The 11,719-nt window shown below is 59.2% G+C and carries 13 protein-coding genes; 5 read left to right on the forward strand and 8 right to left on the reverse strand.

Annotated features, from left to right (window positions below; genetic code table 11):
* Nucleotides 1-62: 62 nt before the first annotated feature.
* The 5 genes from AC2FI9_RS10580 to AC2FI9_RS10600 form a co-directional block, all read right to left on the reverse strand.
* Nucleotides 63-1,112, reverse strand: a complete 1,050-nt coding sequence (locus AC2FI9_RS10580) for a HesA/MoeB/ThiF family protein (protein WP_496767451.1) — start codon at nucleotides 1,110-1,112, stop codon at nucleotides 63-65.
* On the reverse strand, nucleotides 1,112-1,567 hold the full coding sequence (dut, locus tag AC2FI9_RS10585) for a dUTP diphosphatase (protein ID WP_496767453.1): 456 nt from the start codon (nucleotides 1,565-1,567) through the stop codon (nucleotides 1,112-1,114). Before dut ends, AC2FI9_RS10580 begins: the two co-directional genes overlap by 1 nt.
* A gap of 15 nt (nucleotides 1,568-1,582) precedes the next feature.
* The gene (coaBC, locus tag AC2FI9_RS10590) at nucleotides 1,583-2,779 is read right to left on the reverse strand and encodes a bifunctional phosphopantothenoylcysteine decarboxylase/phosphopantothenate--cysteine ligase CoaBC (RefSeq protein ID WP_496767456.1); all 1,197 of its coding nucleotides are present in this window, start codon (nucleotides 2,777-2,779) and stop codon (nucleotides 1,583-1,585) included.
* Between the two features lie 62 nt (nucleotides 2,780-2,841).
* Nucleotides 2,842-3,657, reverse strand: a complete 816-nt coding sequence (locus tag AC2FI9_RS10595) for a ChaN family lipoprotein (protein WP_496767459.1) — start codon at nucleotides 3,655-3,657, stop codon at nucleotides 2,842-2,844.
* Complete coding sequence (locus AC2FI9_RS10600) at nucleotides 3,654-4,532, reverse strand: RNA polymerase factor sigma-32 (RefSeq protein ID WP_496738943.1); 879 nt, start codon at nucleotides 4,530-4,532, stop codon at nucleotides 3,654-3,656. The genes AC2FI9_RS10595 and AC2FI9_RS10600 overlap by 4 nt, the downstream gene beginning before the upstream one ends.
* 100 nt (nucleotides 4,533-4,632) lie before the next feature.
* Here AC2FI9_RS10600 and cobU point away from each other — a divergent pair, with 100 nt between their 5' ends.
* Genes cobU through AC2FI9_RS10620 form a run of 4 tightly spaced genes read left to right on the forward strand, consistent with a single transcriptional unit; the run spans nucleotide 4,633 to nucleotide 8,232 of the window.
* Complete coding sequence (cobU, locus tag AC2FI9_RS10605) at nucleotides 4,633-5,154, forward strand: bifunctional adenosylcobinamide kinase/adenosylcobinamide-phosphate guanylyltransferase (protein ID WP_496738942.1); 522 nt, start codon at nucleotides 4,633-4,635, stop codon at nucleotides 5,152-5,154.
* Nucleotides 5,151-5,729, forward strand: a complete 579-nt coding sequence (locus tag AC2FI9_RS10610) for a histidine phosphatase family protein (protein WP_496767461.1) — start codon at nucleotides 5,151-5,153, stop codon at nucleotides 5,727-5,729. Before cobU ends, AC2FI9_RS10610 begins: the two co-directional genes overlap by 4 nt.
* 58 nt (nucleotides 5,730-5,787) lie before the next feature.
* Nucleotides 5,788-6,672: a glutathione S-transferase gene (locus AC2FI9_RS10615; RefSeq protein WP_496767462.1), complete on the forward strand. Its 885-nt coding sequence runs from the start codon at nucleotides 5,788-5,790 to the stop codon at nucleotides 6,670-6,672.
* Nucleotides 6,673-6,717: 45 nt separating this feature from the next.
* The gene (locus AC2FI9_RS10620) at nucleotides 6,718-8,232 is read left to right on the forward strand and encodes a YifB family Mg chelatase-like AAA ATPase (protein WP_496767465.1); all 1,515 of its coding nucleotides are present in this window, start codon (nucleotides 6,718-6,720) and stop codon (nucleotides 8,230-8,232) included.
* Here AC2FI9_RS10620 and gshB read toward each other — a convergent pair.
* The 3 genes from gshB to rsmI all read right to left on the reverse strand — a co-directional run bounded on the left by gshB (nucleotide 8,229) and on the right by rsmI (nucleotide 10,453).
* On the reverse strand, nucleotides 8,229-9,161 hold the full coding sequence (gene gshB, locus AC2FI9_RS10625) for a glutathione synthase (protein ID WP_496725863.1): 933 nt from the start codon (nucleotides 9,159-9,161) through the stop codon (nucleotides 8,229-8,231). The two genes, AC2FI9_RS10620 and gshB, sit on opposite strands and share 4 nt — an antisense overlap.
* Before the next feature lie 61 nt (nucleotides 9,162-9,222).
* Nucleotides 9,223-9,594 (reverse strand): YraN family protein, encoded by a 372-nt coding sequence (locus AC2FI9_RS10630; RefSeq protein WP_496767467.1) that lies wholly within the window; start codon nucleotides 9,592-9,594, stop codon nucleotides 9,223-9,225.
* A 1-nt stretch (nucleotide 9,595) separates the two neighbouring features.
* Nucleotides 9,596-10,453, reverse strand: coding sequence for a 16S rRNA (cytidine(1402)-2'-O)-methyltransferase (gene rsmI, locus AC2FI9_RS10635; protein ID WP_496767469.1), 858 nt, complete (start codon nucleotides 10,451-10,453; stop codon nucleotides 9,596-9,598).
* A gap of 88 nt (nucleotides 10,454-10,541) precedes the next feature.
* On the opposite strand from rsmI, the gene AC2FI9_RS10640 reads away from it, so the two are divergent.
* Nucleotides 10,542-11,714 (forward strand): penicillin-binding protein activator, encoded by a 1,173-nt coding sequence (locus AC2FI9_RS10640; RefSeq protein ID WP_496767472.1) that lies wholly within the window; start codon nucleotides 10,542-10,544, stop codon nucleotides 11,712-11,714.
* Nucleotides 11,715-11,719: the final 5 nt, after the last annotated feature.

Below are 11,719 nucleotides of genomic sequence, written 5' to 3' on the forward strand. Positions count from 1 at the left end.
GGTCCAGAGGCCGTGCCTGCAATACATCGAAATTCTACTGCAATGCTGGCGCGACGATTGCCCTACGCGTCTTCTGCTCGGCAGATGGGGCAATCTGAGCGTCGGGTCAGTGTGATCTTGCGGCTTTCGCCATAAAGCGCGTCATAGATCAGCATTTCGGCGCGCAGCGCCTGCCCGGCGCCCGTGATTACTTTGATCGCCTCAACCGCCATCATCGAGCCCACCACGCCGGGCAACGGGCCAATGACACCGGCCTCGGCACAAGATGGGGCCAAGCCAGGAGCCGGGGCCTCGGGGAAGATACACTGATAACACGGGGCACCGTTGGCCGGGTCAAAGACGCTCAGTTGGCCTTCCCATTGTGACAGAGCACCCGAAATCAGCGGTTTACCCAGCGCCACCGCAGTGCGATTGGCCAAATAGCGTGTGTCGAAATTGTCGGTCCCGTCGAGGATCAGGTCAAAATCGTCGAACAGGTCCGCTGCGATTTCATCGGTCAGGCGGCGATGGTAAGGCAGGACAACGACGTTTGGGTTCTGGGCCTGCATGGCCTGCTGGGCCGAGAAAACTTTAGGCATCCCGATATCGGCGTCGCGATGGATCACCTGCCGCTGCAGATTGGCGTTTTCAACAATATCGTCGTCGATCACGCCGATGGTGCCCACCCCAGCCGCCGCAAGATACTGCAATGCAGGCGCACCAAGACCGCCCGCGCCGATCACCAGCACACGGGCCTGTTTCATCTTTTTCTGCCCCGGCCCGCCCAGTTCGCGCAGGACGATGTGGCGGGCATACCGCTCCAACTCGGTCTCAGAGAACTTGTCAGACTGCATCGCGGTTTCCTCGGCTGGCTGTGGCGCGGCACGGTTGCGCAGCGTTTTGAGCACCTTGCCATAGCTCAATACCAAAACCGCTGCGCCCCCCAGGATCAACCACAATGCCGCAGACCCGCCGGTTGCCTCGCGCAGCGGGTGCCCACCCGGCAACGTCACTTGGATAACAAGTACTCCGATCAGCAAAACGCTGACCGACACGGAGCGAGCAGTTCGGGACACCCCCGCTACGTACCCAATGCCCCATAGAGCACCGGCAAGGATCAGAACTAGAAGCATCAACCGCGTCCAGTCGAGCCAAAACCGCCTGCGCCGCGATCTGTGTCGCTGAGCACCTCAACGGGTTCAAACGCAGCCTGCACGACTGGGGCGACGACCAGTTGCGCGATGCGTTCACCATGCGCAATCTCAAAACTTTCCTGACCGGCGTTCAGCAGAATCACCCCCAGCGGGCCGCGATAGTCACTGTCGATCGTGCCGGGCGTATTAGGCAGGGTAATCCCGTGTTTCAGCGCAAGGCCAGACCGGGGTCGAACCTGCACCTCGTACCCGTTTGGGATCTCGATCCGTAACCCCGTGGGGACCAAGGCGCGTTGTCCCGCCGCCAGCGTGATAGGCGCGCCATCGGGCAGGTTTGCCCGGACGTCCGCCCCCGCCGCTCCGGTCGTTTCATAAGACGGCAAAGCGATGGCCGGATCAGCCCCGTCTTCGCGGATCACACGAATTGCTACCATCACTGCACCTCTTGTTCAGCTTGCCAAAGCGTCGGCGATCTTTTGCGCCAGACGTTGCGCCACGGCATCCTTGCCCATACGCGGCCATTCTTCAGCCCCATCGTCCGAGATCAGGGTAACCGCGTTTTCCGAGCCCCCCATGATGCCGGTCGCCGGGCTGACATCATTGGCGACGATCCAATCACAACCTTTTCGCGCACGTTTTGCGGTCGCGTGTTCAAGCACGTTGTCAGTTTCTGCGGCAAAGCCAACCACCAACGTCGGCCGCCCCGCATCCAGCCTGGACACGCGTTTGAGGATGTCCGGGTTCTCAGCAAACTCAAGCACCGGAAGACCATCGCGGCTTTTCTTAAGCTTCTTGTCCGAAGCAGCCGCCATGCGCCAATCCGCAACCGCAGCAGCAAACACACCCGCATCTACCGGCAGTGCAGCGTCGACCGCGTCAGACATCTGCTGCGCGGTTTCCACGCGGATCACCTGCACACCTTCGGGCGGCGAAACATCGGCAGGGCCGGTGACAAAAACCACATCAGCACCCAGCGCAGACAACGCCCGTGCCACCGCAGTGCCCTGCGCGCCCGAGGACCGGTTGGCGATGTAGCGCACCGGGTCGATCGGTTCATGTGTCGGGCCGGAGGTGACCAGAATGCGCTTGCCCTTCAGCGGACCGTTGCCGAGTTGCGCCTCGACCGCGGCCACAATCTCAAGAGGCTCCGACATTCGACCTGGGCCGTACTCTCCACAAGCCATGTCGCCCTCATTGGGGCCAACGAACCGGATGCCATCTGCCTGCAGTTGCTTGAGGTTGCGCTGTGTTGACGGATGGTCCCACATGCGAACGTTCATCGCCGGTGCGCACAAAACCGGGGTATCTGTCGCCATCAGCAGGGTCGAGGCCAGATCGTTGGCCAGCCCAGCCGTCATCTTTCCCATCATGTCCGCTGTTGCCGGTGCGACCACGATCAGATCGGCGGACCGTGACAGTTGGATATGGCCCATCTCGGCCTCGTCCGTCAGGTCAAATAGATCGCGATAAACCTTCTCTCCAGCCAGCGCCGAGACCGACAGCGGGGTTACGAACTCTTCTGCCGCGCCTGTTAGAACCGGTGTTACCGAAGCACCACGTTCTTTAAGCCGCCGGATCAGATCCAGCGACTTATAGGCCGCGATTCCAGCGCCGATGATTAGAAGAATGCGTTTCGATGCCAGCATATTGTGCCCTTCCCGTCCCGGTCGGCCCGACATTAGGCAAGGCCGACGGACAGTTCCAGCGGTTAATTCTGTGTCTCAAATGCCAGACAAGGGTCTTCACGTTCGTTGCCGGGGCTGTCGATCACAGCGTCGAACTCACCGTCGATGACGCCATCCTCGGACTGACCCAGTACGAAAACTTTCAAACCGGGGCGTAGTCGGGACAGAAAGGTTGGAATCCCTCTGTCCTTACGGGCATGACCATTGCCGGTGATCACTGCAACAGGTCCGCCCGTATCATCCGAAGCGCGCAAAATGGCCCTTGTCAGAACCGCATCCCGCAACCGTTGGATTGCGACCAGTTGCGGCAGCGCAGTCTCTGGTATTGCGTTGCAATGGGCAGCGAGTTGATCAGCCTCACGCTCGGCCTGCTCATCCTTCGGCAGTGGCACCGTCAATCCATAACGGGCAGCATCAGCACCCAGAGCCGTGGCGGCGCCACGTTCCATTGCCGCGCGGGCCGCCGCACGCGGAACCATGGCACCGTAAACCGGCGCGTCTGAGGCCTGAAAGACCGGGTAGTACATGCTAAGCGGCGGCCAACCGGATTCGAGCCACTTCAGAATTCTGGCAAGCTCTTCCGGATCGGAAATGGCCTTGTCCGCCAATCTCTGAGCACCTTCTTCAGTCACCATTTCCCAGACAACCGCCGAGGGATTGATGGCCTTCAACGCCTCGGCCTGAATGATGTGGTGCTGCGGGTTGTCGTGAATTTCGCCTAATATGACGACGTCCGCAGACGTCATCGCAGACACAACGTCGTCGGGTATCAACTCATCGGCATGGCCAGGGTTGGCCATAACCACCAGTACACAAAGCAGAATCGCAAGATGTTTCATGCGATGAAGTGTTGCACCTCACGCGATTGGGCTTCAAGGTTCTTGCGCATTTTCACAAAAGCCGCAGCCTCAAGCTGACGCACGCGCTCCTTGGACAAACTCAGTTCCTGACCAAGGCTTTCCAGCGTTCGGGCGGGTTCGCGCAACTTGCGTTCGCGGACAATGAACCTCTCGCGATCATTCAAAGCCTGCATTGCCGTCACCAGCCATTCACGCAATTGCTGGGTATCGTGACTGTTTTCGACCGCCTCCGCGGCTTGTTCGCGCTCATCTTCCAGCGCATCGATCCATTCCCGGCCGTCTTCATCTGCCGATTGAACGGCATTCAACGAGAAATCAGAGCCTGACAGGCGGCCTTCCATCATTTCAACGTCCCGCAGCGGCACGCCTATTTCGGCGGCGATCATCTGATGCAGCTGATGCCGGTCCAGATCCATGCCATCGGTTGCGGCCTCACGCTCTAGTCGGGCTTGCACACGTCGCATGTTAAAAAACAGTGATTTTTGCGAAGATGTGGATCCGGTCCGAACCATGGACCAGTTGCGCATCACATAATCCTGAATGCTCGCCTTGATCCACCAGACCGCGTAGGTCGAAAACCGCACCCCCCGATCGGGATCAAACTTGTCGGCGGCCTTCATCAAGCCCAGACCTGCCTCTTGGATCAGGTCATTCATCGGCGCGCCATAGCGTTTGAACTTGGCCGCCATTGAAATAGCCAGGCGCATATAGGCTGTGATCAACCGGTGAAGGGCCTGTTCATCGCGGTCATCCCGCCACGCATATGCCAACTTCAATTCTGTTTCCGCATCCAGAAGTTCAGCTTTCATTGCCCTCCGGGACATCGAGAAGTCGTTCGCATTGTCCAGTGCCATTGAAATCTCCCCTTTTCACAGGCGCGGGCCGGGGTTGCTTTGCCGACCTATGAACGATACGCAAAACAAAACCGGGTGGATCACATGGAAGGTAATTATCGTGAGTCCGGATTTAACCTTTGTGTTGGGCGGCGCGGCCTCGGGCAAGTCGGCTTTTGCCGAACATCTTGTTGTTTCATCAGGAAAAAAGAGAGTTTACCTAGCGACATCACAAGTGTTTGATGATGAGATGCGAGGTAAGGTTCAGCGCCATATTTCCCAACGGGGCGAAGGCTGGAAGACGATCGAGGCACCGCTTGACCTTGGCCCGACATTGGCAGATTTGTCCCCGAACTCTGTTTGTCTGATCGACTGCGCCACCATGTGGCTGACCAATCACTTGCTTGCAGAAAACGATCTGGAGCAGGCGCAAAGCGCGCTCTTGCAGTCCCTACGCTTGTGTTCCTCACAGGTCGTCATCGTCTCGAACGAGGTTGGACACGGGATCGTCCCGGACAATGCGCTATCCCGTCGGTTCCGCGAGGCGCAGGGGCGGCTGAACATCGCGTTGGCCGCCGAGGCCGATCTGGTGGTGCAGGTAACGGCCGGATTGCCAATTGTAGTGAAGGGACAACTGGATTGACACGTCTGCATCTTGTGCGTCATGGCCCAACTCATGCCAAAACGATGGTCGGTTGGTCCGACCTTCCCGCCGATCTGAGCGATCGCGCAGCCGTTGCCCGCTTGCATGATCACCTACCCGCCAAGGCACTTGTTGTTTCCTCTGATCTGAGCCGGGCCGCAGATACCGCCTCAGCCATACAGGGCAGTCGCCAGCGATTACCGCATCGATCCGCGCTGCGCGAAATCAATTTCGGCACGTGGGAACTGCGTGCTTTCAAAGAGATCGAGGCCGAAGACCCCGAGCTTGCATTCGCATATTGGGATAGCCCCGGCGACGTACGCCCCCCCAACGGGGAAAGCTGGAACGAGGTTCGCGGACGCGTCAACGCAGCCGTAGACGAACTAATCGCGCGCCACAGCGGGTGCGATATTGTGGTCGTGGCGCATTTTGGCGTGATCCTGACACAGGTCCAAAGGGCGCTGGACGTCGACGCGCAAGAGGCTTTCAGCCATCGCATCGACAACCTTTCGGTTACCGAAATCACGCATCACGGAAAACACTGGTCCGTTGGGCAGATCAATCATCTTCCGTGATGCAACCGCGCACAAATCACTGATTTACTGAACGGGTCGGCCACGCCATCCTTGCCGTATGACTTATGAATTGTTTATTGGAGACCGCCTGTTTTCCAGTTGGTCCATGCGCGGGTGGCTGATGCTTGAGAAGTTCGGTCTGCCCTATCGTTCCCATATGATCGGCCTTTATTCGGGGACCATGGCCGAGGATATGAAACCCCTCGCCCCTGCGCGCCTTGTCCCCGCCCTGCGATTGCCCGATGGCACCGTTGTTGGGGAAAGTCTGGCGATGGCGGAAACGCTGGCCGAGTTGCATCCGGAAGCCGGGTTGTGGCCCGAAGATCCTGCCGCGCGCGCCACCGCGCGATGGCTTTGCGCGGAAATGGTAGCTGGATTTGGCGCATTGCGCGGGCAGTGTCCGATGCAACTCAAACAGTGTTGGCAAGGGTTCGTTCCTTCGTCAGAGACGCGCACCGATCTGGCAAGGATCGAGACCTTGTGGGCTCGTGCCCGTGATGTGTCAGGCGCAAATACCGGTCCTTTGTTCGGTCGCTATTCGCTGGCTGACGTGTTCTACACACCAGTCGCAGCGCGGATCATCGGCTACGGCTTGCCCGTGTCTAATGCCAGTCGCGAATACTGTCTTGAGTTGCTGTCAGATGGACCCGTCCGCCAATGGCGTGCGATGGGACTGACGGTCGAATACGACCCGTTTCCCTACCCAATGGATCTGCAATCAAAACCTTGGCCAATCGGCGGCACGTCGCAGGCAAAGGCGGTGCATGGCACGACGTCAATCAATGACACCTGCCCCTATTCCGGCAAAGCCATTACTGCAGTTCTTGAACTCGACGGCCAACGCTGGGGGTTCTGTAATTCGTTCTGCCGTGACAAAACTGTCGCTGATCCCGGAGCCTGGCCGAAATTCACCGAAATGACCCGCGTTGTTAACGATTCTTAAACCGCGACCGTGGCAGCAACGACCTGTTAACCAAAAAGGTCATTCATGGTTGCCCGCGCCCATACTGTTGCTTTTCAAGGGGTTGATGCCCGCCCGGTCGAGGTGCAATGCGCCGTCTCGCCGGGATTGCCCGCCTTTTCCATCGTAGGATTGCCCGACAAAGCTGTGTCCGAAGCGCGGGACCGCGTCCGCAGCGCGTTAAGTTCCATGGCCATCGCATTGCCGTCGAAACGGATCACGATCAACCTGTCACCCGCCGACCTGCCCAAAGAAGGCAGCCATTTCGACCTTCCCATCGCGGTCGCGCTGCTATCTGCGTTAGAGATCATTCCTCGGGACGCCGCCGAAGGGTCGGTGTCGCTGGGCGAACTGTCTCTGGACGGCTCTCTGGTACCTGTTGTTGGCGCCTTGCCTGCCGCAATGACCGCTGCAGCAGAGGACCGCGCTTTGCTTTGCCCGCGCGCGTCAAGCGCCGAGGCTGCTTGGGTCGATGCGACGCAGGTCATCGGGGCTGGGTCTCTTGGGGACGTGGTGCGGCATTTCTCGGGCCAGTCCCCTCTGCCCGCCGCGCAACCCGGCGAAGTTACACTTGAGCCCAGCGCGAGGGATCTGCGCGACGTCAAAGGGCAAGAGCGCGCCAAACGCGCCTTGGAAATCGCCGCGGCCGGGCGACATCATCTGATCATGACCGGCACGCCCGGATCAGGGAAATCTATGCTGGCTGCTAGGCTGCCCGGAATTTTGCCGCCGCTCACGCCAGCAGAGGCCTTGGAAACCTCAATGATCCAATCTCTGTGCGGGCTCTTGGACGAAGGCGGAATCAGTCGCAGCCGCCCGTTTCGCGAACCTCATCACACGGCGTCCATGGCGGCGATCGCTGGTGGCGGCAGGGGGGCAAAGCCGGGCGAGATTTCGCTGGCCCACAACGGCGTTCTGTTCATGGACGAGTTCCCGGAATTTCCGCGCACGGTTCTGGAGACACTACGCCAGCCGATTGAAACTGGAGAGGTCATGGTCGCGCGTGCAAATGCCCATGTGAAATACCCCTGCCGGTTCATGTTGGTCGCGGCGGCCAACCCTTGCAAATGCGGCTACCTCACCGATCCCGGGCGCGCTTGTTCCCGCGCACCTGTTTGCGGAGAGGATTATCTGAGCCGAATCTCCGGGCCGCTGATGGACCGGTTTGATTTGCGGATTGAGGTGCCCCCGGTCAGTTTCACCGATCTGGACCTACCACCCTCGGGTGACGGTTCCGCCACCGTTGCCGCGCGCGTCGAACAAGCCCGGTCGATTCAGGCAGAGCGGTTTCGCGACACACCTTCCACCCGTCAGAACGCCGATGTCGAGGGTAAATTGCTGGATGAAATCGCTGCCCCGGATGTTGAAGGCAAAGACCTGTTGCTGAAGGCGGCCGAGCGATTTGGCTTGTCCGCCCGCGCCTTTCACCGAATCCTGCGTGTGGCGCGTACCATCGCTGATCTGGACGGGGCACCGGATGTCCGGCGCCCTCACATTGCCGAGGCGCTCAGCTTTCGTATCAGCGCCAAGGCCGCGTCTTAAAGCTTGGCCTCAATCGCCTGCCAGATCTTTTCAGCGACGTTCACGCCGTTAAACCGCTCAAGTTCCTGAATGCCGGTCGGCGAGGTCACGTTGATCTCTGTCAGGTAGTCGCCGATCACATCGATACCCACAAAGATCTGGCCTTTTTCTTTCAGCAACGGTCCAATCGCGGCACAAATTTCCAAATCGCGCTCAGACAGGCCGATTTTCTCAGGGCGACCGCCCACATGCATATTCGAACGCGTTTCGCCCGCGGCCGGTACGCGGTTGATCGCACCGACTGCGTCACCATCGACCAGAATCACACGCTTATCGCCATTGCTGACATCCGGCAGGAATTTCTGAACAATCAAAGGCTCGCGCGAGAATCCGGTGAACAGTTCATGCAATGAGGTCAAGTTGCGATCATTCGCATCCAGTCGGAAAACTCCTGCACCACCGTTTCCATAAAGCGGTTTGAGGATGACGTCGCCGTGCTTTTCCTTGAACGTCTTGATGGTCTGCAGGTCGCGCGCAATTGTTGTCGGCGGGGTCAATTCCGGGAAATCCAGAACCAGCAGTTTCTCGGGGTAGTTCCGTACCCAGAACGGATCATTCACAACCAACACCTGGCCCTTAAGACGGTCCAGCAGGTGGGTCGATGTGATGTAATGCATGTCAAACGGCGGGTCCTGGCGCAGCCAGATCACGTCGAACTCTGCCAGGTCCACTTCATGTTCCGGGCCAAGTTCAGCCGGATTGCCTGCCACGCGCTGAACTTTCATGTCCTGACCGCGTGCGGTGATCCGCCCCTCTTGATAGGCCAGCTGATCCGGGCTGTAGAAAAACAGCGAGTGTCCGCGCGCCTGCGCCTCTTCGGCCAGACGGAATGAGCTGTCGGCATTGATATCCACGGCCCCGATCGGGTCCATCTGAAAGGCGATTTTCATGGCGTGTCCCTCAGTTTCACGCCAGATACATGGCCCAGCCACGTCGGGGGTTCAATGGGGATCAGGTTAAACCGAAGGCGTTTTCGATAATTTGAACGGCGCCCGAGGCATCCACCAAAGCCGCGTCAAACCGCACATTGGTCAATTGCCCGTTTGGTTCGGTTTCCAGGAATTGGGCCGCAGATGCGCAGATGCGATCCATCTGGCGGCGATTGATCCGGGCGGCGGCCGCATCGAAACTGATGCTTTTCTTAACCTCGACAAAGACAACTCCGCGAGCGTCGCGCGCAATAAGATCGATCTCCCCACCGGCGCCGCGCCAGCGGCGATTTAGAATGGAATAGCCGCGTTGTTCATAATTTGATGCAACCTGCTGCTCCGCAGCCTGCCCGGCATGAAAAGACACCGAACTTCGAACGGATCGTGCGGCCATGTCATCCCTTTCCCAATTTCAGAGCCTTCTGATAGATCGGGCGGCGTGGCAGCTTGTACATCTCTGATACCAGATCGGCCGCGTCGCGAACCGAATGGGTTTCCAAGGCTCGTTTCAACGCCTCTTCTACGTCAAATTCGTTAACAGTTTCCGAATGTCCGCGGTCCACGAGCAGAACAATTTCACCTTTGACTGTCTGCCCTTGCAGGTCGGCCGCCAGTTCATCCAACGTCCCGCGGCGAACTTCTTCGAATTTCTTCGTCAGCTCGCGGCACATTGCGGCCTGACGGTCATTGCCCAGCACGGTTGCAAGATCCGACAAGCACGCCGCCACGCGTTTCGGAGATTCGTAAAACACCAATGTGCCCGGCACGTCTCGCAATGCCTCGATCCGCGACCGGCGCGCGCCGGTCGCGTTCGGCAAAAAGCCCGCAAAAAAGAACGCATCTGTCGGCAGCCCGGCCAGTGTCAGCGCCATCAGCGCCGCTGACGGTCCCGGTGCACAGGTCACCGTATGACCCGCTTCGGCGGCCTGCTTCCCCAAATCGTATCCCGGATCGGCAATCAGCGGCATTCCGGCCTCGGAGGCATAAGCGACAGACTTCCCGTCCTGCAACGCATCAAGGATTTTGCCGCGCGCGCCTACGCCGCTGTGATCGTGATAGGCCAGGATTCGCCGCCTATCCAGCGGGACTCCGTGAATCTCCATCAACCGGCGCAGGCTGCGCGTGTCTTCGGCGGCGATGACATCCGCCGAAGCGAGCACATCCAGCGCTCTAAGCGTGATATCGCGCGCCGCCCCGATCGGAGTGGCAACAAAATACAGGCCCGCGCCCAATCTTACTTTTTGGAAATTCAAAGCTGGACCCTCACAGCGTGACGTTTATTATCGCGGCATAACAGATTGGTGGTACCCCAAGCCGCCGGGACAGGGAGTTTTCATTTAGATGTTTACCGTTTGCAAGCCCGTTCGCAAGCTGGCGAAATCCGCCGCGATCCTGGCAACCGCCGCATTCCTCGCTGCATGTGAGCCCGGCGGCCTTGGTGGAGGCCCATCCATTAACACGTCGAAACCCGTTCCGGTCGCACTTTTGGTTCCGGCGGGATCGGGAAATTCGGGCGACGCTCAACTTGCACGGAGCCTTGAGAACGCAGCGCGTCTGGCCATGGCTGATCTGCAGAATGTTAAGATTGATCTGCGCGTTTATGACACGCGGGGCAGCTCGAACACGGCCGCGACAGTGGCGCAACAAGCCGTCGCGGATGGGGCGAAGATCATCATTGGCCCGGTTTACGCGCAGGCAGCAAACTCGGCAGGCCTCGCTGTGCTAAACAACAAGGTCAACGTGCTGTCCTTCTCGAACAATACAAGCATTGCAGGTGGCAACGTCTTTGTTCTGGGCCCGACCTTTCAGAACACGGCTAACCGTTTGGTCAACTTTTCCGGATCACAAGGCAAGACCAGCATGGTCATCGTCCACAGCAACGATGCAGCCGGGCAGCTTGGTCAATCGGCGATTGCAACTGCGCTTGCCAGCAGCCGCGTAGCGAATGCTGGTACGGTTGGCTATGACCGGTCCCAGCAAGGCGTCATCAACTCGGTTCCGACGATCAAGGCAACCGTGGATGTTGCCGGTGCGGATTCGGTGTTTCTGACAGCGACGACGGCTGGTGCGCTGCCGCTGTATTCGCAACTGTTGCCAGAAGCTGGTGTGTCGTCGGCCACCACCCAATTCCTCGGCCTGACGCGCTGGGACATACCGGCACAGACGTTAGAACTGCCGGGTGTTCAAGGGGGCTGGTTCGCCCTGCCCGACCCGGCAAAGGCGCAGGCATACCGCCAGCGGTATAACAACACCTATGGCGAGGCTCCGCACCCGATCAGTGGTCTGGCCTATGACGGCATTGCAGCAATTGCGGCTTTGGTCAGCCAGGGCAAATCCGACGCGTTGACCACGTCAGCCCTGACCCAGAACGCCGGATTCCAAGGCGTTGGTGGCATCTTCCGCCTTCGGTCCGACGGTACGAATGAACGCGGTCTGGCCGTTGCCACGATCCAGAACAAACAGGTAGTAGTGATTGACTCCGCCCCTCAAAGCTTCTCTGGCGCCGGTTTCTGATCAGC

This window comes from Ruegeria sp. CDSA246, assembly GCF_059611225.1.

Excerpts from the sequence above, each read along its gene's own strand:
- AC2FI9_RS10595 (WP_496767459.1), bottom strand. The coding sequence starts at position 3,657 with ATGAAACATCTTGCGATTCTGCTTTGTGTACTGGTGGTTATGGCCAAC.
- AC2FI9_RS10640 (WP_496767472.1), top strand. The coding sequence starts at position 10,542 with ATGTTTACCGTTTGCAAGCCCGTTCGCAAGCTGGCGAAATCCGCCGCG.
- gshB (WP_496725863.1), bottom strand. The coding sequence starts at position 9,161 with ATGAAAATCGCCTTTCAGATGGACCCGATCGGGGCCGTGGATATCAAT.
- coaBC (WP_496767456.1), bottom strand. The coding sequence starts at position 2,779 with ATGCTGGCATCGAAACGCATTCTTCTAATCATCGGCGCTGGAATCGCG.
- AC2FI9_RS10600 (WP_496738943.1), bottom strand. The coding sequence starts at position 4,532 with ATGGCACTGGACAATGCGAACGACTTCTCGATGTCCCGGAGGGCAATG.
- AC2FI9_RS10630 (WP_496767467.1), bottom strand. The coding sequence starts at position 9,594 with ATGGCCGCACGATCCGTTCGAAGTTCGGTGTCTTTTCATGCCGGGCAG.
- AC2FI9_RS10580 (WP_496767451.1), bottom strand. The coding sequence starts at position 1,112 with ATGCTTCTAGTTCTGATCCTTGCCGGTGCTCTATGGGGCATTGGGTAC.
- AC2FI9_RS10620 (WP_496767465.1), top strand. The coding sequence starts at position 6,718 with ATGGTTGCCCGCGCCCATACTGTTGCTTTTCAAGGGGTTGATGCCCGC.
- dut (WP_496767453.1), bottom strand. The coding sequence starts at position 1,567 with ATGGTAGCAATTCGTGTGATCCGCGAAGACGGGGCTGATCCGGCCATC.
- AC2FI9_RS10615 (WP_496767462.1), top strand. The coding sequence starts at position 5,788 with ATGACTTATGAATTGTTTATTGGAGACCGCCTGTTTTCCAGTTGGTCC.